Genomic DNA, 22,596 nt, shown 5'->3' on the forward strand with positions numbered 1-22,596 from the left:
CGTGTCTCCCTCTCCACTCTCGAATCGCCGGCCGGGTCTCAGCGGCCGATCACGCCGCTGACCGCACCGGTGTCGGTGCCCCAGACCTCTTCGTCCTCGGCCAGCCAGGTGGTCCGCTGGCGGCCCTTCTCGCCCTGGCCCGTCCCGCCCATGCCGCCGGCCATCGGCGGGACCATGGGCATCCCGCCGGCGCCGCTGGTGTTCACCGTGCGGCCCCGCAGCGCGGCGGCCTCCTCCGCGGCGAGCTCGGCGGCGGCCTTCCGACTCGCCGCGGCCTTCTCCGCCGCGGCCGCGGAACCGGTCATGGCGCCCTTGCCGACGGTGGGCACCGGGCCGCCGTTCTCCAGCGCCCGGGGGCCGAGCCCGCTGCCGGTGCCGAGGATCCGGGTGCCGTTCGCGCCGGCTCCGCCGATGCCCTCCTGGGTACCGCCGGAGCCGAACAGCCCGGGGTAGAGGCCGAGCGAGCCGGCGCCGGAGGTACCGTCGGCGGTGCCCGGGTCGAGGGTCCAGGAGGCCGGGTCGGAGCCCGACCAGCGCGAGCCGCCGTCGAGGCCCCCGCTGCCGGTGCCGCCGGTCCAGTTCCCCAGGCCGCCGCTGCCCGCTCCGCCGGTCCAGGTTCCGAGGCCGCCGCTGCCGGTGCCGGTGCCGGACGAGGCCAGGGCCCGCTGCTGGTCGCGGACGCGCTGGAGGTAGTCGGAGATCGGCTTCTTCTGGGGGTCCAGCAGGGTGCCGTCCGCGGCGACGCTGGAGCCCTTCTCCACCACGACCGGGTTGCCGTTGGCGTCGAGGACGGGCTTGCCGTCGGCGTCGACCACCGAGCCGTCCTCCTTGACGGTGGACCCCTTGGGCACCTTGGCGTTGGGCCCGTAGACCCCGCCGCCGCTGCCCGCCGGCACGTACGCGCCCGGGGGGACGACGACCGGCTTGCCGTCCTTGCCGAGCACCTCCTTGCCGTTGGCGTCGTAGACCTTGCCGCCGTCGCCGATGTAGCCGCCGGGCGGGAGGAGGACCGGCTTGCGGTCCTTGTCCAGGAGCGGCTTGCCGTCCTTGTCGAGGATCGGGGTGCCGGCGCCGGTGCCGCCGCCCGTCCCTCCGGTGCCGCCGCTCCCCCCGGTGCCGATCCCGCCGATGACCGGCGGGGGCACGTGCCCGGTGCCGCCTCCCCCGCCGCCGGTGTTCTGGTGGTCGCCGCCGAGGCCGGTGCCGCCGCCGAGGTCGCTCTTGTCGCCGGCGCCTCCGCTGCCGTCGCCGCCGAGCTTGGTCTCGCTCCCGTCGCCGCCGCCGGGGGGCGGCGGGCCGCCTCCGGTGCCGGTGCCCGGGTCCGGCGCGTCCTTCGGGGGGAGGGTGATGCCGACCGGCAGGAGCCCGAAGAACAGCTTGTTGATCAGCGGCTGGTAGGCGGTGTCCAGCGCCGTCATCGCGGTGTTGCCGGGCCCGTCCAGACCGGTCTGGACCTTGGCCAGCCAGTTCGTCTTGGCGGCGGTGTCGAGCGCCGTGTAGAACTCGGCGTTGTGCGGGTCCCCGAAGGGGGTGTCGAACTTCCAGCCGGTGGCCTCCCCGGTCCAGTCCGGGGCGTGGGCGTGCATCACCTTCACCAGCTCCTCCAGGATGCACTGGTAGGGGAAGCCGGTCGCGTACCAGGCCTGTTGGGCGGTCCAGAGCTCCTCGATCGTGACGCCGATCTGCTGCGCGGCGGTCTCCAGCATCGGCTTGTAGTCGGCCCCGACCAACTGGTTCTGCAGGTCGTCGAGTTCACCGGCGAAGCGCTGCAGGAGGATCTTGAACTCGCCCGCCGCGTCGCCCTCCCAGGTGTCACCCGAGGAATTGATCTTCGAGGCCCACTCGCGGGCCGCCTTCGCCTGCATCGTCAGCCACTTGACGCTGTCGTCGATGGCCGTGGCCGCGGCGAGCAGGCTCTGCGGGTGGATCGTGTCGTTGCCCCTGGTGCTGATGGCGAGCTTCTCGGTGGAGCCCGCCGGGACCGTCACCTTCACGTCCGGACGGATCGGCCCGAGGATCAGCTCCGCCTGGTGGTTGAACTTCGACAGCGGGCCGGTGGGGTCGTTCCCCCACTTCGAGTAGTCGATGTGGATGGAGACCTGGAAGTGGCGCTCCTTCTTCTGCGCGCCGTCGTAGAAGTTCATCGCCCACCAGACGTCCGGCACGCCCGTCCCCGACCCGTCCCACGCCTTCTGGTCGGCCGAGAAGTACCCGTCGAGGACCTCGAAGTTCCCGGTCAGCCAGGGGGCCGCCTTCGGCCCCGCGACGTCGGCCCGTCGGACGATCTCGACCGGCACCCCCGACTTCCTGGGGTTGAACGCGGTGAGGATGTCTTCCCAGAGCAGGGGCACGAGGGTCTCCGGAGGGGTGAACGGGCGGGGACGGGACGGGGCCGGTCGCGGACGGGGGCCAGCGACGGACGGGGCGGGCCGGGACGGTCGGGGGCGGGGTGCTACTTCCCGCCGCCCGCACCGCCGCCGCCCCCGCCGGCGCCGATGACGTCCTGCAGGATCTGCATCATCTGGGCCGCCGTCAGGGCGTGTTCGTGGGCGTCGTCCATCTGCCGGAGGAAGTCCTTGATGTCGAGGCGGGACTTCTCCAGCTGGGCGTGGAACTTCTTGAAGTCCTCCACCACGGGGCCGGCCAGGCTGTTCGCGAACAGGTCGTGCAGGTGGGTGCCGTTCTCGAAGTTGCCCGCGAGCAGCTCGGTGAAGTGGTTGGTCCCGCTCTCACCGCCCTTGCCGCTGAACCCCAGCATGGCGGTGAAACCCGGGTCGCCCTCCAGCTTGCGCACGTAGGCCGGGAGGACGGTGTCCGCGAAGTTGACCAGGTCGTCGTGGTCGACGCTGAGGGTCGTGACCTGGGGGTCCGGGGGCGGGGTCGGGCTACCCATCGCGCCCGCCCGTCCCGCGGACCCGGTGCGCCGCGGTCATCAGCCGACGCCCTGGCCGGCGCGGCGGTCCGCGTCGCGCAGCAGGCCGTGCATGAGGCGCAGCGTGCCGACGCCGTCCTTGATCTCGTTCACCATGTCGCTGTCCCGGTCGGACAGGGAGTTGTAGAAGGTGCCGGCCGCGGTGGCGAGGTCACCGCTGAGCTGCGCCTGGGCGGTCCTGATCGCCGTCATGCAGTCCTTCATCGCCGCGTGCATGCCGTCACTGGCCTGCTGCAGGGCGTCCGCCGCCTCGTCGATGTTGGCGTGGTGGAGCGCGATGTCGCTCGGTTGGTCCCGCGGGGTGTCGGCCATGGCCGTCCTTTCGGTGGTACGTCGGGTGGGTGGGGGGTCAGCGGGGGTTGAGGCCGTGCTCGACCTCGAGGGAGAGGTTGCTGCCGCCCCACTTGGTGCTGGCGCCGAGCGCCTCGGTGTGGGCGTTGCGGATCTGCTGGTGCCCGCTGGAGAAGTGGTCCTGGAAGGTCTGGTAGGCGGTCTTGAGCTGCCGGTACTGGTCCTGCCACTCGTGGATCTTGTTCTGGTAGGCCGTGCTGCACGCGGCCTGGAAGTGGCGGTGGACCTCGAGGTTCACGTCCTCGACCTGCATCCCGGCCCGGAACATGGCCTGGACGTGGGTGTCGAGGGTGGTCAGGACGGTCCTGACGGCCGCGTCCTGGACCTGCAAGAAGGCGGTCACGGGTTTCCCTTCGTCGGTGCGGGCTGCCGGTGGATCCCGGTACATCCGGTTCAACGGCGGTGCGGAACGCGGTGGTTCAGCGCGGACAGAGCGGATCGGACGGGCGGGCGGCGGTGGCCGCCGGGGCCGGCTCCGCGGGGCCGGCCAGCGCGGCCGGGTCGAGGCCGGGGCCGGTCGGGAGCAGGGCCAGCAGGCTCTCCGGCAGGGCGGACGGCGCGGTGCCGTCGTAGCCGAGCTGCTTGACGGCGGCCGCCGACGCGAGCGGGTACTTCACCCCGGCATCGGTGACCAGGTAGAGGGTGCTGCCGAGGCCCGCGCTGGACAGCGCCCGGACGAGGGCGCCGCCGCCGGGCCGGACGGCGATCCGGTCGGCGCCCGCGCAGGCGGGGGCCACCCCGGGCTGGGCGGCCGGCGGCGCGCCGGTGACGGCGCCGGCGTCGAGCAGGGTGACGGAGGTGGTCGGCGCCTGCCCGGTGAGGTGCAGCTCGGCGCAGACGCCCCGGCCCGGGGGGACCGTCACCAACTCGGGCGGCGCGGAGGGCAGTGCGGGGGTGCCGGACCGCCCGGCCGGGCGCGCCGGTGCGGTGTGCGCGGCGAGGTCGGCCGGGCCGAGGGCGACCGGGGTGACGGCGCCGTCCTGGTAGGCGGTGTGCTGGGTGCGGGGGTCGTTGGCGAGCAGTTCGAAGGCCATCCGGTCGAGCGGGGCGAGGCCGGCGGCGGTCAGCAGGTAGGGGTCGCCGCCGGGGCCGGTGAAGAGCTGGCCGATCCGGGTGGGCTGCCCGGCCAGCTGCGGTCCGGCGGTGCCGCGGCCCTCGACGTCGGGGAAGGCCAGGTCGGGGCCGGCGGCCAGCGCATTGAGGAAGGCCGAGGTCACCGGGTAGGCGGTGACGGCGGGCTGGCCGAGGGCGCGCCGGGCGCCGCCGGCGCCGTCCAGGCGCAGCCGGCGGCCGTGCCAGAGCAGGTACTCGGTGCCGTCGGGGGCGGCGACCAGGGCGGCCTGGCCGTCCGTCAGCCCGGCGCCCCGGGCGGCAGCACCGACGGCCAGGTCCAGTTCGGGGAGCCGGCCGCCGGCGGGCCCGGGCCGGCTGACGGCGCAGGCCAGCCAGGGCGCGTCGGCGAGCCGGCCGGGCTCGGGCAGGCCGTCGGGGGCGCCGAGGATGCCGATCGGGGCGCCGCGCGGGGTGTCGGCCAGCGAGCGCACCCCGACCTGGTCGACGACCAGCTGCTCGCCGGCCAGGAGCCGGGCGCTGGCCTCGTTCAGCACGGGGTGCAGGGCGCCGTCCAGGTAGAGGTAGCGGGCGCCGCTCTCCTTGACCACCACCAGGGTGCCGGGCTTGCGCCAGCCGGTGGCCCCGCCGGGGACCATCACGCCGTACACGGCGACGCCCAGGCAGACCAGCACGGCGACGACCAGTCCGGCGACGGTGCCGCGGGAGGTGCGCCCGGCGGGGGTGTCGGCCGCGTCGGGTTCGCCGCGCAGCATGCCGGTGGCGAGCCTGCCCATCACGAACAGGTGGGCCTGCACCTGGTCGCGCTTCGACTGCATCTCGGGGTCTCCTAGGGCGTGTTCCCGGCACCTGCCGGGCCGGGGACGGGGGGTGCGTACCGGTTCCGGCTCAGCTGGCCAGGCCGCGCAGCGCGTGGTAGACGCCGGCCACCGCCAGCGCCAGCGGGATCACCGCGACCGCCGCCGCGGTGTGCAGCAGGTCGGCGGCCCGGCCCCAGTACGGCAGCAGCCGGCGCCCGGGGATCGTCCAGGCGGTGACGGCCAGCGCGGCCGCCACCACGAGCAGCAGGACCAGCACCGACAGCCGGCCGCCGGTGGGTTCGCCGACCACCCGGTGGCCGAGCAGCAGCGCCGGGCCGTAGACGCCGGGCAGCAGGACGGACAGCCGCTGCGGGATGCTGCCGATGGCGCGGGCGTGCAGCAGCAGCAGGACGGACAGCGTGGCGGTGAGGGCCGTGCCGGCCCAGCCCGGCTCGTCGGCGACCAGTGTCACGCAGCCGGTCAGGACGGCGCCGAGCGCCAGGTGGAAGGCGGTCAGGTAGCCGTCGGCGACGGCGCTGCGGCTGCGGACGGTGGCGCTCGGCACGGCCGCGATGCCCTCCTGCAGTTCCTCGGCGTTGCGCGGCAGCGCGGGCAGCCGCAGCCCCGACAGCCGGAAGCAGATCCCCGGCACGAAGGCCCCGACGATCACCGCGAGCACGGCCAGCACCGCCGCCGTCTGCCCGCCGTCCTGACCGCCCAGCAGCAGGGCACCCGCCAGCACGCCGTACAGCGCGGTCAGCACCGCGCCGAGGAACAGCGGTGCCGCGCAGCCGACCGCGGCCAGGGCCAGCACCGCGGCCCCGGCGGCCGCGCAGCCGCCGGCCAGGAACCGGGCGCCGGTCGCGCCGGGCCCGCCGCCGGTCGGCAGCAGGGCCCCGGCCAGGGCCAGGTAGGGCACGGCGGCGGCGCCGAGCGCGGTGCCGGCGCCCGCGTCGCCGACGGCCCGGGAGGCGCTCAGGGCGCCCAGCAGCAGGAGCAGGCCGGTGGCGGCCGCGGCCAGCACCCGCGGCTGCGCGGGGCCGGGGAGCAGCAGGACGGCGAGGCCGCCGGCCAGGGCGGTCACGGCCAGTCCGAGCGCGAGGTGGTGGGTCAGCGCCGGGCGCCAGGTGTCGGAGCGGGCCCGCATGCCGGTGGCGACGGCGTCGGGCAGGTCGTCGTAGTGGACCTCGGGCAGCGCGTCGCGGCGCGGGCGCAGGTGGAGTTCGTCGCCGTCGTGCAGGTCGAGGGCGTCGGCGCCCAGCTCCTCGTCCAGCGGCGGGCCGCCGAGGCGCTGCAGGATCCAGCCGTCGTGCTCGACGCCCTGTTCCTCCAGCTCGGGGCCGGCGTGGGCGAGGACGGCCGGCAGCAGGTCGGCCAGCGGGACGTCGGCGGGGACGGCGAGTTCGAGCACCGCCGCGGGGGTGCGGAACCTCAGTCGGCACAGTCCGGCGACGGCGGTCCCGTTCGCGCTCCCGTTCACTGCTCTCCCTCACGACACGCCCAGATCCGGTGTGGCGAGGTGGCCGCCCGGGCCCGTCTGGGGGAGGGGCGGGCCCGGGCGTCACCTCACCTGGAGCCACGGGCGGCGGAGCGCGCCGGGTTCACCGCGGGTGGAACCGGTTCGCGCTGAACCCGGCCCGGCGCCCGGTCCGTCGTCCCGGGTGGACGGTGCGCGTCCGTCGCGGCCGGCGGTCCGGGCGGCCGGTCCCGAGCCGTCCCGAGCCGTCCCGAGCCGTCCCGAGCCGTTCCGAGCCGAGGAGCCCTTCGTTGAGTGTGGTGCTGGTCAACCGTCCGCCGCGGCGCCCCGGCCCGGCGATGCCCGACGGCGAGATCCAGTTGCAGGAGCCGCCGGTCCTGCCGGAGTCGCAGAGCGGCATGTCCAACATGATCATGATGGCTCCGATGGCGCTCAGCTCGCTGTCGATGGTCTTCGTCTTCCTGCGCCCCGGCGACGGCGGCGGCGTCATGACCTACGTCGCGATGGGCATGATGGCGCTGTCCGCCGTCGGCATGCTGGTGACCCAGCTGATCCGCGGAGCCAGTGACCGCAAGCGGGAACTGCGCGCGGAACGCCGCGACTACCTGCGCTACCTCTCCCAGGTCCGCCGCCAGGTGCGCGACCGGATCGCCCGTCAGCAGGCGGCGCTGGCCTGGCGCCACCCTGCGCCCGCCGCACTCGGCTCGCTGGTGCGCACCTCCCGGCTGTGGGAGCGGCGCAGCGCCCACCCCGACTTCGGCGACGTGCGGATCGGCACCGGGCACCAGCGGCTCGCGGTGCGGCTGGCCCCGCTGTCCACCAAGCCGGTGGAGGACCTCGAGCCGCTGTGCGCACACGCGCTGCGCCGTCTCATCCACGCGTACGGCACCGTCGCCGACCAGCCGATCGCCGTCTACCTGCGCGGCTACGCCCAGGTCCTGCTGCGCGGCGGGGACGACGCCGCCAACCGGGCGCTGGCCCGCGCGATGCTGGCGCAGCTGGCGCTCTTCCACGCCCCCGACGAGCTGCGGATCGCCGTGGTGACGGAGCCCGCGCGGCAGCAGGAGTGGGAGTGGACCAAGTGGCTGCCGCACGCCCTGCACCCCGAGGAGGTCGACGGGGTGGGGCCCGTGCGGCTGGTGGCGGGGTCGCTGGTGGAGATCGAGCAGCTGCTCGGCGACGAGTTCGCCGGCCGCCCGCCGTACGAGCCGGAGGCCCAGCCCGGCCGGGACGAGCCGTTCACCGTGATCGTGCTCGACGGCCCGCAGGCGCCGCCCGCCGGCCGCGCCGCACTGGCCGGCTGGCGCAACGCCGTGCTGCTGGACCTCGGCGACACCCTGGAGTGGAAGCCGCTGCGGCACCGGCTGCGGCTGCGGATCGAGGACGGCCGGCTGGCCATGGTCGGGGCCGACCGCAACCACCGCGACGAGGTGACCGACCTCGGCCGGCCCGACGCCCTCTCGCTGCCGGCGGCCCGCCGGCTGGCCACCCTGCTCGCCCCCTACCGGATCGGCGACACGGCGGACGCCGGGGAGCCGCTGGCCACCGACTTCGACCTCGCCGCCCTGCTCGGCATCCGCGACCTGCAGCGGCACGACGTCGGCCAGGGGTGGGCCGGGCGGGCCCCGCGCGAGCGGCTGCGGGTGCCGCTCGGCATCGCCGGCGACGGCACGCCGGTCGAACTCGACATCAAGGAGTCCGCGCAGGGCGGCATGGGCCCGCACGGCATGCTGATCGGCGCCACCGGCTCCGGCAAGTCCGAACTCCTGCGCACCCTGGTGCTGGCGCTCGCCCTGACGCACTCCTCGGAGACCCTCAACTTCGTGCTCGTCGACTTCAAGGGCGGGGCGACCTTCCTCGGCCTGGACCGCCTGCCGCACACCTCGGCGGTGATCACCAACCTGGCCGACGAGGCCGCCCTGGTCGACCGCATGCGCGACGCGCTGCACGGCGAACTCGTCCGCCGTCAGGAGCTGCTCCGCTCGGCGGGCAACTACACCTCGCTGCTGGACTACGAGACCGCCCGCGCCGCCGGCACCCCGCTGGACCCGTTGCCGACCCTCTTCGTGGTGGTCGACGAGTTCTCCGAACTGCTCGCCGCCCACCGCGACTTCATGGACCTCTTCATCATGATCGGCCGCCTCGGCCGCTCCCTGGGCGTCCACCTGCTGCTCGCCTCCCAGCGCCTCGACGAGGGCCGCATGCACGCCCTCGAGTCCCACCTCTCCTACCGGATCGGCCTGCGCACCTTCTCCGCCATGGAGAGCCGCGGCGTGCTCGGCGTCCCCGACGCCTACCAGCTGCCCCCGCAGCCCGGCAACGGCTTCCTGCGCAGCGACATCGCCACCCTCACCCGGTTCAAGGCCGCCTACGTCTCCGGCCCCTACCGGGCCCGGCGCCCCGCAGCCGCCCGTCAGGAGGCCGCGGCGGGCCAGGTCGCCCACTACGGCACCGGCTACGTGGCGCCGCGTCAGCCCGTCGCACCGCCGGTCGCCACGGAGCCGGAGGAGACCCCGGAGCAGACCCGAACCCTGCTCGACCTCGCCGCGGAACGGCTCACCGACGCGGGCCCGCCCGCCTACCAGGTGTGGCTGCCGCCGCTGGGCGTCCCGCCCACCCTCGACCAGCTGCTGCCGCCGCTCGCCCCGCACCCCGAGCGCGGCCTCACCACCGAGACCGGGTCCGGCCGCGGCACCCTGACGGTGCCCGTCGGCGTCATCGACCGCCCCTTCCAACAGGTCCGCGACCTGCTCACCGCCGACCTGTCCGGGGCGGGCGGCCACGTCGGCGTCGCCGGCGGCCCGCAGAGCGGCAAGAGCACCCTGCTGCGCACCCTGATCACCGGGCTGGCACTCACCCACACCCCGCGTCAGGTGCAGTTCTACTGCCTGGACTTCGGCGGCGGCACGCTCTCCTCGCTGCGCGGGCTGCCGCACGTCGGCGGGATCACCGGTCGGCACGACCCGGAGCGGGTGCTGCGCACCGTCGCCGAGGTCAACGGCATCCTCGTCCGGCGCGAGCAGCGCTTCGCCGAGCTCGGGATCGACTCCGTCGCCGCCTTCCGCCGCCGACTCGCGGCCGGCGAGCTGCCGGACGAGCCGCACGGCGACGTCTTCCTCGTCATCGACGGCTGGAACACCGTCCGCCAGGAGTTCACCGACCTCGCCCCCGCCCTCACCCTGATCGCCCAGCGCGGCCTCAACTACGGCATCCACCTGATCGTCGGCACCACCCGCTGGGGCGAGGTCAGCGGCGCCCTGCGCGACCTCCTCGGGACCCGCTTCGAACTGCGGCTCGGCGACGCCGTCGACTCCGCCGTCAACATGCGGGCCGCCGGCACCGTCCCGAACGTCCCCGGCCGGGGCCTCACCACGGACGCGATGCACTTCCTCACCGCCCTGCCCCGGCTGGACGGCGGCGGCAGCGCCGAGGACCTCGGCGAGGGCGTCGCCGACCTGGTCGACGCCGTCGCCGAGCACTGGAGCGGTCCGCGCGCTCCCGAGATCCGGATGCTGCCGCTGCAGCTGCCCGCGTCCGCCCTGCCCGCCCCCGAGGGCCGGCTGCGCGTCCCGCTCGGGCTCCAGGACGTCACGCTCGCCCCGCTCTGGCACGACTTCGAGGAGACCCCGCACCTGGTCGTGGTGGGCGACAGCGAGGCCGGCAAGACCAACCTGCTCAAGCTCGTCGCCGACGCCGTCACCACGGCCTACCGCCCCGACGAGGCGCGGATCATGCTCATCGACTACCGTCGCGTCCTCCAGGAGGCGGTGCCCCAGGAGTACCGGCTCGGACACGCCGTCAGCGTCGACGTGCTGCGCCAGATCGTCGACGGCGCCGCCCGTGCCATGGCCAACCGGCTGCCCGGCGCCGACATCGCCCCCGCGCGGCTGCGGCTGCGCGACTGGTGGGAGGGGCCCGAACTGTTCATCGTCGTCGACGACTACGAACTGGTCTCCGGCTCCCCCGGCGGCTACGGCAGCCACCCCTTCGAGCCGCTGCTCGACTACCTGGCCCAGGGCGCCGAACTCGGCCTGCACCTGATCGTCGCGCGCAGCGCCAACGGCGTCGGCCGGGCCTCCTCGGACCAGCTGCTGCGCCGGCTGGCGGAGGTCAACACCCCGGCGGTGCTGCTGTCCTGCCCGCCCAGCGAGGGCTACCTGTTCGGCGACACCAAGCCCCGCGTCCTCCCGGCCGGGCGCGGCCTGTACATCACCCGGCGCCGCACGGTGCAGCTGCAGACGGCGGTCGTCGAGGAGGGCGACATCGAGGAGGCGTCCTGAGGGGAGCCTCGTCGGGGCGGGCGGCAGGGAGGAGGTCGGGGCGGGCGGCCGCCGGCCGGCAACGGGGTGAACCCGGTCCGGCGGTGAACCCGGCCCCGCCGTGAACCCGGCCCCGCCGTGAACCCGGTCCGGAGGTGAACCCGGTTCGGCGGTGAACCCGGTCCGGCGCCGCGGCCGTAGAGCCGGGTGACGCGCCCGGCAGACGCGACCGGGCGCCGGGGAGGCGGGACGATGAGCACACCAGCGCACGCGGCAGGGGACGCCCCCCGCACCGCCGGGGCGGGCCGGCGCCTGCTGACCCGCCGCCGCACCGCCGCCGCGCCGCCGCCCGCCGCGCTCCACCGGGTCGGACCGCACTTCGTGATCGCCCCCGGCGGTGCGGACGGTGACGCTCCGACCGCCCTGCCGGGCGCGCTCACCGACGCCCTGCAGCTGCTCAGCCCCGTCGCCCGGACCGTCACCGTCCTCGCCGCCGCCCCCGACGCGCCCGCCGTCCTGTTCGGCCGGCTGGACGAGCTCACCCGCACCGCGGCCGCCCGGGACGCCACCGCCCTCGTCCTCGCCGCCTCCGGACTGGCCGCCGCCCCCGACACCGGGCGCCGGCCCGCCGAACGGATCGCTGAACTCGCCGGGCTCGGGGTCGTCGCCCCGGACGGCCTGGTCACCCTGCGGCCCGACGGCACGCTGCTCACCAGCGGGCCCAGCGACGACACGCCGTCCTCCTGGTGGCTCTGCACCCCGGCCGGCCACCTGCGACGGCTCGGGCCGCTCTGGCCGCTGCCCCCGGAACCCGCCGCACCGCCCGCCCGGTCGGCACCCGTGCCGCCCGCGGCCGACCCGGCACGGCCCGCCGCCGCACCCCCCGCCGCCGCGATGCCCGGACCGGACCTTCCGGAAGCCCCGGACGGCCCGCACCCCGCCGACCCGCTGGTCACGGCGCTGCCGCACGGCTACTGGATCCGCACCCGCCCCGCCCCCGACGGTCCCCCCGGCCCGCTGACCAGGGCCCGGGCCGACGAGGGCACCGTCGTCCTGGTGGTCGGCCACCCCGGGACGCCCCTCCCCCCGGCCGAGGAGCTCGCCGACCGGCTCGGCGCCCTCCTCCCCGGCGGGCCCGGCGGCGAGCCCCCGGAGCTGCTGCTCAGCGCCCCCTGGGCCACCGTCAGCGCGCTCACCGCCCTGGCCGACGGCCTCGCCACCGCACTCGGGCGCGACCTTCGCGCCGCCGTCGGACTGCCGCTGCGCACGGCCGCCGGCGCCTCCTCCCGGGTGCTCGCCGCCGACGGCACCCCCGCCTGGGAGCCCTGGCTCACCGAACTGACCGCCTCCCCCGCCCGCGGCCGCGTCGTCGCCTCCGCCTGGCGCACCGCCCCCGGCGGACCGCCGAGCTGCGGACCGGCGCTGTACCGGACCCCCGTCCCGGGCTGGCTCCTGGAGGCGGTGCCCGCGGGGCTCTGGCTGCGGCCCCGGGCGGAGCCGCAGGACCGCGGCCCCCGCCTGCGGGAGCCGGACCGGGCCCGCCCGCTGCTGATCGCCGGTGCGGACGGGCTGCCGGTGCCGCCGGAGGTGCTCGGCGTCCTGGAGGACCTCCGCGCCGCCCTCACCGCCCCGGGCGCGACCGCACCCGACCTGCTGGTCCAGGGCGTGTCCGCGCGCGGTGCCGCCGGGGAGCCGGCCGCCGCCGTCCCGCCGCCCGCGGTTCTCAGCGCCGGGCCCCCGACCGGGGCGAGCGGGGCCGCTGCGGAACCCGAGGCCTCCCGGGCGCCCGAGGCCTCGCAGGTGCCCGAAGCCGCCGAGGAACCCCGGGAGCCCACCGCGCCCGCGGAACCTCCCGTCGCCCCCGCCCCCGCTCCCTCCCCCGCCCGGCTCCTCGCACCGGACGGCGGCACCGTCTCCGGGCGACCGAGCACCGCCGCCGAACGGGCCGCCTTCCGGGCCCTGGTGGGCGAGCACTTCCAGCGCAGCGCCAGTCGGGCCGAGCAGGCCGCGACCCGGCTGCCGGCACTGCGTTCGCACACCCGGGACGACCTGAAGAGCGACCTCGCCGCGGTCTACCTGCACCACGTCGACACGGGCGTCCCGGTGTCCCGCGCCGAGCTGGTCGCGTCCGCCCGCCGGCCCGGCGGCGGTGCACTGGCGGCGTACCTGGCCTGCCTCGGGTCCGGGCTGCGGCGGCTGCCGAACCACCGCGGGGCCGTCCTGCTGGGTGCCGACGCGGGGGCCGAGGTGCTGCGCCACTACACCCCGGGGGCGCTGCTGGTGGAGCCGGCGCCGGTGGTCGGGACACCCGCCGCGGAGGTGCTGCCGGGGACGGCGGTCGAGTTCCTGGTGTGGTCGGCGACCGGCCGCCGGACGTCGGTGATGGCCGAGGACGGCGAGCCCGAGGTGGTGTTCCCGCCCGGTTCCCGGTTCTCCGTCCTGGAGGTCCTGCCCGCCGCGGAGGGCTGCCCGGACCGGGTCCTGCTGCGCGAGGTGGGCCCGGGCGGACCGGCCGAGTCGGCGGACGAGCGCGACCGCCAGGCCCGCACCCGGCTGCGCGACTGGCTGGAGCGCCGTGACGCCCTCGCCCCGGAGCTGCGGCGCCCGCCGGCCCGGCCCGGGCGCCTGCACCTGACCCCGGGCGTCGCCGCGCCCTGACACCCCGCCGGCCCTGAAGGGCGAACCCCGACGGCCGCCGACTGAACGACGTCGGTACCGGGGCTTGTCCCTAGCCCGCGGGCGTGCTGCGCGGTTCGACGCGGAAGTCGAACGCGACGGTCCCGGGATCGACGGCCGTCACACCGCCGTCGACGGTGAGCACCGCCCCGTTGACGAAGGACGCGGCCGGCGAGAGCAGCCAGGCGATGGCCTCCGCGACCTCCTCCGGCTCGCCGGGGCGGCGCGCGGGAACGAGCCGGGTCGCCGCCTCGTACGCCGCCTCCGTGCCCCCCTCCCCCAGGCCCGCCTCGTCGGCGAAGCGCGCCATCCGCCGGTCGGCCATATCGGTGCGCACCCAGCTGGGACACACGGTGTTGGCGCGCAGCCCGTGCTGCCCGTAGTCGACGGCCAGGGACCGACAGAGCTGGAGCAGGGCGGCCTTGGACGTCGCGTAAGCGGCGTTGCCCACCCCGTTGCGCAGCGCGGACACCGAGGCGACGGCGACCACCGAGCCACGGGCCTCCAGCAGGTGAGGGAGCGCGGCGCGCTGAAGGAGGAAGGGGCCGGTGACGTTGATCCGCATCACGGCCTCCCAGTCCTCGATCGACAGGTCGCCGACACCCCCGCTGCGCCCGGTGCCCGCGTTGAGCACGAGCCCGTCCAGCCGACCGTAGGCCGCCACGGTCGCGTCCACGAGGCCGCGAACGGCGTCGGGGTCGCCGATGTCGGCGGGGTGCGCAAGGGCTCCGGACTCCTCCGCGACCCGACGCAGCGGCTCGGGCCTGCGCCCGGAGACGACCACGTGATGCCCGGCCGCGCGCAGCAACCGCGCGGTTGCGGCACCGATGCCGGTCCCCCCGCCGGTGACGATGACAACTCGCTGGTCCGTCATTGCCGTTCAGCCCTCTCGACGAGTGATCGACTGGAGTCCGGATGATCATACGCACACGTCCCTACGGCCGGACGGGGCTCCCACCGAGCCGGACGGGTCGGCGGACACGTCGGGGGACCGGGCCCTACGACGCATCGATCTGACGGCCCATCAGTCCAGCCGCTCCCGCCCGCACGACGACCGGGATCCACCAGGACGGCACCCATCGCTGCGGCCCGCCCCGGATCGTCGGCGCGGGGCGGGCCGTCAGCGCGGCCGCGGGGCGGGCTGTGGGATGCGTCACCGCCGGGCACCGGTGGGCGGTTCGGGCCCCTACGATCACCAGCGCGGGCCGGGCCGCCGCCCGGCCCGCCCTGTTCGTCACCCCGCGATCGGCCCGAGGAGCACGTCCCTTGACCACCGGCACCACCGCGCCCGACAGCTACTACCAGCGCATCGACGAGGACCACTACAAGCCCACCGCCCACGCGGGCGGCGCCTGGGACACCGCCGAGCAGCACTTCAGCCCGCTGGCCGGCCTCGTCGTCCACGCGGTCGACCGCCACCTCGCCGCGCGCCCGGACACCGGTCTGACGCTGTCCCGGATCAGCTACGACATCCTCGGGCGGCTCCCGCTGGACGAGTGCACGATCAGCGTGGAGAGCATCCGGCCCGGCCGCACGGTCGAACTGCTGGAGGCCGTCGTGGTGATCGGCGACCGCCCGGTGGTGCGGGCCCGCGCCTGGCTGCTCGCCGCCTCCGACACCGCCGCCGTCGCCGCCACCGCGCAGGAGCGGATGGCGCCGCCCGAGGAGTGCGAGCCCTGGGCGATGGACGGCGAGTGGGACGGCGGCTACGTCTCCTCCATCGAGGTCCGCCGGGGGCCGGAGCACCGGCCGGGCCGCGCCACCGCCTGGATCTCCAGCCCGGTGACCCTGGTCGCCGGCGAGCCGAGCAGCGCGCTCGCCTCCTACCTCGCCCTGGTGGACACCGCCAACGGCATCGCACCCCGCCAGCCGCACACCGACTGGATGTTCCCCAACGTGGACCTGACCGTCCACCTGCACCGCCACCCCGAGGGCCGCTGGACCGGCCTGGACACCACCGTCTCCTTCGGCCCCACCGGTCTCGGCCTCACCAGCAGCGTCCTGCACGACCGCCACGGCCCGGTCGGCTGCGCGCAGCAGAGCCTCACCGTCCGCCCGCAGCCGGGCGCCGCCGGGTAGCCGCCGGGCAGTGCCGGGTGGCGACCGGCCGGCCGCCGGGGGGCCGGGTGGCCGCCGGCCCGGGCGCCGGTGCTCCAGGGCGTCTCGACCGGCCGCCGACCCGGACTCCACCCGGACCGGTGATCGTGAGGGCGACGCTTCACCCCAGAAGGACGGAGCACCCTCGGATGACCACGAACCTCCAGCGCGTCGCCGTCGTGGGTGCCGGTGCCGCCGGCACCCTCACCGCGGCGCACCTCCTCCTCCGGGCGGCCGAGCAGGGCCTCGGGCTCGACGTCCACCTCGTCGACCCGTGCCCGGGCACCGGCCGGGGCACCGCGTACGCCACCTCGGCGGGGCACCACCTGCTCAACGTCCCGGCCGGCCGGATGAGCGCCTTCGCCGACGCGCCGGACCACTTCACCGCCTGGCTGGAGCGCCGCACCCCCGGCACCTTCGCCCCGGGCGACCACGTGCCGCGCGGGCTCTACGGCGCCTACCTGGACGACGTGCTCACCGCGGCCGCCGCCCGCCCCGGCCCGGCCCGGCTGTCCCGGGTCCGCGACCGGGTGGTCGCCGCGCGCCGGGTCGGCCCGGGGGTGTCGCTGTGCCTCGACGGCGGCGGGACGTTCCGGGCGGACGCGGCCGTGCTCGCGCTCGGAACCTTCCCGCCGGACCAGTCCTGGGTGCCCGCCGCGCTGCGCCCCTCCGCGCGCTACGTCGCCGACCCGTGGACGCCCGGGGCGCTGGCCGCCCTGCCGGAGGAGGGCGACCTCCTGCTCGTCGGCACCGGGTTGACGATGATCGACGTCGCGCTCGCCGTGCACCACCCCGGGCGGCGCGTCCACGCGGTGTCCCGGCACGGGCTGCTCCCGCGCGCCCACGCCGCCTCCGCGCTGCCGGCCGTCCCCCCGCCGGCCGTGGACCCGGCGCAGGGCCTGACCAGGGTCCGCCGCACCCTGCTCGCCCACGTCTCGGCCTGTCGCCGCACGCACGGCGACTGGCGGGTGGGCGTGGACAGCCTGCGGCCGGTCACCGCCACCGTGTGGCAGGGCCTCACGCCCGCCGAACGGGCCCGGTTCCTCGCCACCGACCAGCGGCTCTGGGACGTCCACCGGCACCGCGCCCCGGTCACCACCGCCCGGGCCTTCGCCGAGGCCGTCATCGCGGGCCGGATCGAGGTGGGCCCGGGCGAGATCGCGGACGCCGAGGTCACCGCGGACGCCGTCCGGGTGCGCCTGCGGGACGGCCGGACGTTGGACGTCGCGGCGGTGGTCAACTGCACCGGCCCGCAGGCCGAGATCCGCCGGGTCGGCGATCCGCTCGTGGCGGACCTGCTGGCGGCCGGACTGGCCGACCCGGACGACGTCGGGCTGGGGTTCCGCACCACCGCGCAAGGCCGGCTGCGGCCGGCCACCGGTGCCGACCCCGCCCCGCTGTGGACGCTCGGCGCGCTGCGCCGGGGCAGCCTGCTGGAGAGCACGGCCATTCCCGAGATCCGCGCCCAGGCTCAGGCGGTGGCCGCCTCCGTCACGGCCGTCCTGGACGCCGCGCACCGGGCGGGCACCCGGCACGACACGCCGCGGGCCGCCACCGCCGAACGCCCGCACCTGGCGTACGCGGAGCGCTGAGGCGGCGCCCCGGAGCAGGAGCGGCGGGCGCGGGTGCGCGTCCGCCGGGCACACCACCGAACGAGGAGAACCGATGACCGAGCGGACCGAACAGGTCGCGACGGCTGGTACGACCGCGCCGGCCGGGAAGGCCGTGATCAACCGTGAGGAGTTCCTGCCCTTCCCGCCCGCGCGGGTGTGGGAGGCCCTCACCGTCCCGGAGCAGCTGGCCCGCTGGTGGGTCCCCGGGAACGTGAAGCCCGAGGTGGGCCACCGGTTCACGCTGGACATGGGGCAGTTCGGCCACACCCCGTGCGAGGTGCTCGCCGTCGAGCCGGAGCGGCTGATCAGCTACACCTTCGCCGAGGGCGAGCTGGACACCACCGTCACCTGGCGGCTGGTGCCCGAGGAGGGCGGCACCCGGCTGCTGCTGGAGAACGCGGGCTTCGACCTGGAGACCCCGATCGGCCGGCAGGCCTACCAGGGCATGGGCGAGAAGGGCTGGCCCCGGGTGTTCGGCCGGCTCGCCCCGGCGCTCGCCGGGTGACCGACGGCGCGCTCGCCGGTTGACCGCGCCGGACGCCACGGCTCAGAACCAGGTGCCGCCGCTCGGGCCGCGGCTGCCGCCCCTCAGGCCCGGCCGAGCACCCGGTCGACGGCGATCTCGATGACCACCCGGTCCGGGTTCACCCGGGGCTCGCGGTAGCGCTCGGCGTAGCGCCGCTCGGCCTCGGCGACCTGCTCCGGCTCGTCCCGGACGACGGCCACGCCCTCCAGGGTGGACCAGCGCGCCCGGTCCACCTGGCAGAGGGCGACCCGCAGCCCGGCCGGCCCGGCCTCCGCCACGTTGCGCGCCTTGCGGCTGGTGCGGCTGGTGATCACCCGGGCCGTCGCGGTCTCCGGCTGGTACGTCACGCCGACCGGCACCACGTGCGGCGTGCCGTCCGGGCGGACGGTGGTCAGGGTGGCGATGTGCCGCTCCCGCCAGAAGGCGAGGAAGGCGTCGTCGAGGTCGCGCGGATCATGGGCCATGGGCGCGATCGTACGGTGCCCGGGCCGGTGCGGGGACACCGGCCCGGGCGCCCGGGCCGGTGTCCCCGCACCGGTGTCCCCGGGGCGCGGCCCGTCCGGCGGATCGTGCCGGACCGGTACCGCCCGGGGCTCAGTGCCCCCGGGCGACCCACTCCGGCAGGGCCGGCGCCTCGGCGCCGATCGTGGTCGGGTCGCCGTGGCCGGTGCGCACCACCGTCTCGGGCGGCAGCGACAGCAGCCGGTCCCGGATCGAGTCGATGATGGTCGGGAAGTGCGAGAACGACCGGCCGGTGGCGCCCGGGCCGCCCTGGAAGAGGGTGTCGCCGGTGAAGACCGTGCCCAGCGCGGGCGCGTACAGGCAGACCGCGCCCGGGGCGTGGCCCGGGGTGTGCAGCACCGTCAGCTCGATGCCGGCCACCTCGATCCGCTGCCCGTCGGCGAGTTCGCCGTCCGGCAGGCGCTCCGGGTGCGTGAGCTTCCACAGCGGCAGGTCGTCCGGGTGCAGCAGGATCGGCGCGCCGGTGCGGGCGGCGAGCTCCGGCGCCGCGTCGACGTGGTCGTTGTGCGCGTGGGTGGAGACGATCGCCAGCAGCCGGCGCCCGCCGAGCGCCGCCTCGATCGCGTCGGCGTCGTGCGCGGCGTCGATCACCACCGCCTGCTCGTCGTCGCCGACGATCCAGACGTTGTTCTCCACCTCCCAGCTGCCGCCGTCCAGGTCGAAGGTGCCGGCCGTCACCAGCCGGTCCACGCGGGCGGTCACAGGACCACCACCGAACGGAGCACGTCGCCCTGGTGCATGCGGTCGAAGGCCTGCTCCACCGCGTCGAGCCCGATGGTCTCGGTGACGAAGGCGTCGAGGTCCAGCCGGCCCTGGAGGTGCAGGTCGATCAGCATCGGGAAGTCCCGCGAGGGCAGGCAGTCGCCGTACCAGGAGGACTTCAGCGCGCCGCCGCGGCCGAACACGTCGAGCAGCGGCAGCTCCAGCGTCATCTCCGGCGTCGGCACGCCGACCAGGACGACGGTGCCGGCGAGGTCCCGGGCGTAGAAGGCCTGCCGGTAGGTCTCCGGGCGGCCGACCGCCTCCACCACCACGTCCGCGCCGTTGCCGCCGGTCAGCTCGCGGATCGCCTCGACCGGGTCGGTGGTGCGGGAGTTGACGGTGTGGGTGGCGCCGAGCCGGCGGGCGGTCTCCAGCTTGCGGTCGTCGATGTCCACCGCGATGATCCGGGCCGCGCCCGCCAGCCGCGAGCCCATCACGGCCGCGCCGCCGACGCCGCCGCAGCCGATCACCGCGACCGAGTCGCCGCGGCCCACGCCGCCGGTGTTGATCGCGGCGCCGATGCCCGCCATCACGCCGCAGCCCAGCAGGCCCGCGACGGCCGGCGAGACCGCCGGGTCCACCTTGGTGCACTGGCCGGCCGCGACGAGGGTCTTCTCGGCGAACGCGCCGATGCCCAGCGCCGGCGACAGCTCGGTGCCGTCCAGCAGGGTCATCCGCTGCTTCGCGTTGTGGGTGGCGAAGCAGTACTGCGGCCGGCCGCGCCGACAGGCCCGGCACTGGCCGCACACCGCACGCCAGTTGAGGACGACGAAGTCGCCCGGCGCGACCTCGGTGACGCCCTCGCCGACCGCCTCGACGACGCCCGCCGCCTCGTGGCCGAGCAGGAACGGGAACTCGTCGTTGATGCCGCCCTCCCGGTAGTGGAGGTCCGTGTGGCACACCCCGCAGGCCTGGACCCTGACCACCGCCTCACCGGGACCGGGGTCCGGGACCACGATCGTGGTCACCTCCACGGGCGCACCCTTCGCGCGCGCGATGACCGCCTTGACCTGTTGGGCCATTACCATCCACCTCCGTCGGCCGGTGCGGCTCTGCACCGGGCGTGACCTGCGACGAACGACTGCCCACGAAGCGTAGCGCCCGCCGCGCGGGACGCCTGCGGGACGGTCGGGTGAGCGGCCCGCCGCATATGACGGCGGGATATCCGCCGCGTGACCTGCGCAACCCCGGGCACGGCCCGGCGGACAGGGCGCGCGGGCGGCGCTGAGCGCCCGTCAGCGTGCCCCGAACTGCCCGGAAAGCATCGCCGTTGGCTGGAAGTGCCGCAGACGCACGCACCGCGGCCCACGTACGGTCGTAGCAGAAGCGGTCCACGCGACCACGCTCAGCACACCCGCCCCATCCGGCGGTGCGTCCCCGCGCGCCGCCCGCGCCGGCGCGTACCGACCGTACGCCGCCGCGCGATTCGCGCCATCCGGGACCGGCACCCGTTTCGTTCCGCCCCGACCGGTCCCCGTCCCTCCAGCCCCTCCTCCCGGTCGCCGCCCTGCCGGGCACCGCTTCGCCCGTTCCCCGTTCGTCCCGGTCCACCCTTCACTAGTCCCGCCGAACCACCGAACCACCGAACCGCCGTTTCCCGCCCCACCGCTCCCCGTTCGTCCCGGTCCACCATCGCACCCGGCCCGAGCCGAGCCGCACGCCGGCCCGTCCCACCCGTCCCCGCACCATCCCGGTTCCACCCCCCGTCGGGTCGCCCCCTGCGGCCCACCGCCCTGGAGTCTGGAGTACGGATGTCCGCCGAGAACAGTGCGCCCGGTGCCGGAACCGGCACCGCCCCGCTCATCCCGATGCACTGCCTGCGCCACCTCGAGCCCGGTCCGCCGCGGCTCGCCGCGCTGCGCACCGGCACGCCCGTCTGGCTGGTCAGCCGGCACGCGGACGTGCGGCAGGTGCTGACCGACCCGCGCCTGGGCCGCGCCCCGCTCTACGCGCCGGACGCGCCGCCCATCACCAGCACGCCCAACATCCTCGACGACCCGAACAGCATGCTGAACATTGACGGCACCGAGCACCAGCGGCTGCGCCGCACCGTGCAGCGGGCGTTCACCCCGCGGGCCATCGCCCGCTGGCGGCCCTGGGTGGCCTCGGTGGTCGAGTCGCTGATCGACGAGCTGATCGACCACGGCTCCCCCGCCGACGTCGTCGCCTCCTACACCCGCCCGCTGCCGGTCGCGGTGATCAGCCGGCTGATGGGGCTGGACAACCTGGACAGCAAGAAGCTCGCGCACTGGAGCGACCACGCGCTCTCCGCCACCGCCTACAGCGCCGAGGCGATCGCCACCGCGATGACCGAGTTCGCCGGGTTCGGCGCGGCCGTGATCGCCGAACGCCGCGCCCACCCCGGCGACGACCTGGTCAGCAGCCTGCTCGCGGCCGCCGCCGAGGACGGCTCGATCGCCGAGGGGCAGCTGGTCACCCTGGTCATCGGCCTCGTCGTGGCCGGACACGAGACCACCATGACCAGCCTGGGCAACGCGCTCGTCTACCTGCTCGACGGCGACCGCGCGTCCTGGCAGCGGCTCGCCTCGGACGAGGCCAGCGCCGCCGCCGCGACCGAGCAGATCCTGCGCGCCGTCCCGCTCGGCGACACCGACCACATACCCGGTCTGCTGCGCCGCGCCGTCGAGGACGTCGAGATCGGCGGGGTGGTGATCCCGGCCGGCAGCGTCGTCGCCGCCGACACCGGCGCCGCCAACCAGGACCCGTCGGTCTTCACCGGGGACCTGCTCACCGAGCTGTTCTCCCCGCTGGCCGCCCCGATGCTGACCTTCGGCGCCGGGCCGCACCACTGCCTGGGCGCCTGGCTGGCCCGGATGGAGCTCGAACTCGCCCTGCACCGGCTGGCCCGGAGGCTGCCCGCACTGCACCTCACCGGGAGCGCCGACCGGATCGACTGGCGGCGCGGACTGCTCACCCGCAGCCCCGAGTCGCTCCAGGTCGCCTGGTGACCGCCGCCCGGCCGGAGGCGGACGCCGAGCCGGTCGTCGTCCGGGTCGACCGGGACCGCTGCATCGGCTCCGGGATGTGCGCCCTGAGCGCCCCCGGCTCGCTGGCCCTCGGCGACGACGGGCTGGCCGAGCCGGTGGCCGACTACGCCGACGGCGGTGCGGAGTTGACGGAGGCGCTGGCCGAGGCGGTCGACTTCTGCCCGGTCGAGGCGCTCACCCTCCACTCGGCCGACGGCGGCTACCGGATCGCCCCGGCCGATTGAGCCCCGGGGGGGGGGGGGGGGCCCCCCGCCGCGGGCGGCGCCCCGCCCCCCCCCCCCCCCCCCCCCGCCCCCGCCCCCCCCCCCCCCCCCCCCCCCCCCCCCCCCCCGCGCGCCGCCGCCGGGGGCGTCCTAGGCCGTGCCCGAGGAGCCGTGGCGGGCCCTCGGCCGGGCCGTGGCGCGGATCGTGGGGTGGGGGGTGGTGCGCATACGGGTCCTCCCGGGCCGTCGGGGCGCGCCGCGCGCCCCGACCCGCTCAACGGGCCCCCCGCCGGGGGCGG

At 76.4% G+C, this 22,596-nt stretch carries 17 protein-coding genes; 7 read left to right on the top strand and 10 right to left on the bottom strand.

Annotated features, from left to right (window positions below; translation table 11 throughout):
- Positions 1 to 38: 38 nt before the first annotated feature.
- The 6 genes from ACIA8Q_RS02605 to eccD form a co-directional block, all read right to left on the bottom strand.
- Complete coding sequence (locus tag ACIA8Q_RS02605; RefSeq protein WP_396316644.1) at positions 39 to 2,351, bottom strand: hypothetical protein; 2,313 nt, start codon at positions 2,349 to 2,351, stop codon at positions 39 to 41.
- 101 nt (positions 2,352 to 2,452) lie between these two features.
- The gene (locus ACIA8Q_RS02610; protein WP_396316645.1) at positions 2,453 to 2,893 is read right to left on the bottom strand and encodes a hypothetical protein; all 441 of its coding nucleotides are present in this window, start codon (positions 2,891 to 2,893) and stop codon (positions 2,453 to 2,455) included.
- Between the two features lie 39 nt (positions 2,894 to 2,932).
- Entirely contained in the window at positions 2,933 to 3,244 is a 312-nt protein-coding gene (locus ACIA8Q_RS02615) for a hypothetical protein (protein ID WP_396316646.1), read from the bottom strand.
- A 37-nt stretch (positions 3,245 to 3,281) separates the two neighbouring features.
- Positions 3,282 to 3,626, bottom strand: a complete 345-nt coding sequence (locus tag ACIA8Q_RS02620) for a hypothetical protein (protein WP_396316647.1) — start codon at positions 3,624 to 3,626, stop codon at positions 3,282 to 3,284.
- A gap of 76 nt (positions 3,627 to 3,702) precedes the next feature.
- The gene (gene eccB, locus ACIA8Q_RS02625; protein WP_396316648.1) at positions 3,703 to 5,172 is read right to left on the bottom strand and encodes a type VII secretion protein EccB; all 1,470 of its coding nucleotides are present in this window, start codon (positions 5,170 to 5,172) and stop codon (positions 3,703 to 3,705) included.
- A gap of 70 nt (positions 5,173 to 5,242) precedes the next feature.
- Positions 5,243 to 6,634: a type VII secretion integral membrane protein EccD gene (gene eccD, locus ACIA8Q_RS02630; RefSeq protein WP_396316649.1), complete on the bottom strand. Its 1,392-nt coding sequence runs from the start codon at positions 6,632 to 6,634 to the stop codon at positions 5,243 to 5,245.
- Positions 6,635 to 6,921: 287 nt separating this feature from the next.
- Between eccD and eccCa the strand changes: the two genes are divergently transcribed.
- Both eccCa and ACIA8Q_RS02640 read left to right on the top strand, forming a co-directional pair.
- Complete coding sequence (gene eccCa / locus ACIA8Q_RS02635; protein WP_360216859.1) at positions 6,922 to 10,911, top strand: type VII secretion protein EccCa; 3,990 nt, start codon at positions 6,922 to 6,924, stop codon at positions 10,909 to 10,911.
- Between the two features lie 231 nt (positions 10,912 to 11,142).
- Positions 11,143 to 13,548, top strand: coding sequence for a hypothetical protein (locus tag ACIA8Q_RS02640; RefSeq protein ID WP_360216856.1), 2,406 nt, complete (start codon positions 11,143 to 11,145; stop codon positions 13,546 to 13,548).
- A 70-nt stretch (positions 13,549 to 13,618) separates the two neighbouring features.
- On the opposite strand, the gene ACIA8Q_RS02645 is transcribed toward ACIA8Q_RS02640, so the two are convergent.
- A complete protein-coding gene (locus tag ACIA8Q_RS02645; protein ID WP_360216853.1) occupies positions 13,619 to 14,440 on the bottom strand; it encodes an SDR family oxidoreductase in 822 nt (273 codons plus the stop codon).
- A gap of 392 nt (positions 14,441 to 14,832) precedes the next feature.
- Here ACIA8Q_RS02645 and ACIA8Q_RS02650 point away from each other — a divergent pair, with 392 nt between their 5' ends.
- The 3 genes from ACIA8Q_RS02650 (at position 14,833) to ACIA8Q_RS02660 (ending at position 17,781) form a co-directional block, all read left to right on the top strand.
- The gene (locus tag ACIA8Q_RS02650) at positions 14,833 to 15,645 is read left to right on the top strand and encodes a thioesterase family protein (RefSeq protein ID WP_360216850.1); all 813 of its coding nucleotides are present in this window, start codon (positions 14,833 to 14,835) and stop codon (positions 15,643 to 15,645) included.
- A gap of 167 nt (positions 15,646 to 15,812) precedes the next feature.
- Positions 15,813 to 17,255: an FAD/NAD(P)-binding protein gene (locus ACIA8Q_RS02655; RefSeq protein WP_360216847.1), complete on the top strand. Its 1,443-nt coding sequence runs from the start codon at positions 15,813 to 15,815 to the stop codon at positions 17,253 to 17,255.
- A 73-nt stretch (positions 17,256 to 17,328) separates the two neighbouring features.
- Positions 17,329 to 17,781 carry an SRPBCC domain-containing protein gene (locus ACIA8Q_RS02660; protein WP_360216844.1) on the top strand — a complete coding sequence of 151 codons (453 nt, stop codon included), beginning with the start codon at positions 17,329 to 17,331 and terminating at the stop codon, positions 17,779 to 17,781.
- Positions 17,782 to 17,864: 83 nt separating this feature from the next.
- Here the strand turns inward: ACIA8Q_RS02660 and ACIA8Q_RS02665 are convergent, their stop codons facing one another.
- From ACIA8Q_RS02665 to ACIA8Q_RS02675, 3 genes are all read right to left on the bottom strand, one after another.
- Entirely contained in the window at positions 17,865 to 18,266 is a 402-nt protein-coding gene (locus ACIA8Q_RS02665) for a TIGR03618 family F420-dependent PPOX class oxidoreductase (protein ID WP_360216841.1), read from the bottom strand.
- Positions 18,267 to 18,396: 130 nt separating this feature from the next.
- Entirely contained in the window at positions 18,397 to 19,026 is a 630-nt protein-coding gene (locus ACIA8Q_RS02670; RefSeq protein WP_360223382.1) for an MBL fold metallo-hydrolase, read from the bottom strand.
- Entirely contained in the window at positions 19,023 to 20,108 is a 1,086-nt protein-coding gene (locus ACIA8Q_RS02675) for an S-(hydroxymethyl)mycothiol dehydrogenase (RefSeq protein WP_396316650.1), read from the bottom strand. Before ACIA8Q_RS02675 ends, ACIA8Q_RS02670 begins: the two co-directional genes overlap by 4 nt.
- 729 nt (positions 20,109 to 20,837) lie before the next feature.
- Here ACIA8Q_RS02675 and ACIA8Q_RS02680 point away from each other — a divergent pair.
- Both ACIA8Q_RS02680 and ACIA8Q_RS02685 read left to right on the top strand, forming a co-directional pair.
- Positions 20,838 to 22,055 carry a cytochrome P450 gene (locus ACIA8Q_RS02680; protein ID WP_360223377.1) on the top strand — a complete coding sequence of 406 codons (1,218 nt, stop codon included), beginning with the start codon at positions 20,838 to 20,840 and terminating at the stop codon, positions 22,053 to 22,055.
- A complete protein-coding gene (locus tag ACIA8Q_RS02685) occupies positions 22,052 to 22,318 on the top strand; it encodes a ferredoxin (RefSeq protein WP_363365763.1) in 267 nt (88 codons plus the stop codon). Before ACIA8Q_RS02680 ends, ACIA8Q_RS02685 begins: the two co-directional genes overlap by 4 nt.
- Positions 22,319 to 22,596 lie beyond the last annotated feature (278 nt).

Origin of the sequence: Kitasatospora sp. NPDC051705 (assembly GCF_044453265.1) — a bacterium.
Taxonomy (GTDB): domain Bacteria; phylum Actinomycetota; class Actinomycetes; order Streptomycetales; family Streptomycetaceae; genus Kitasatospora.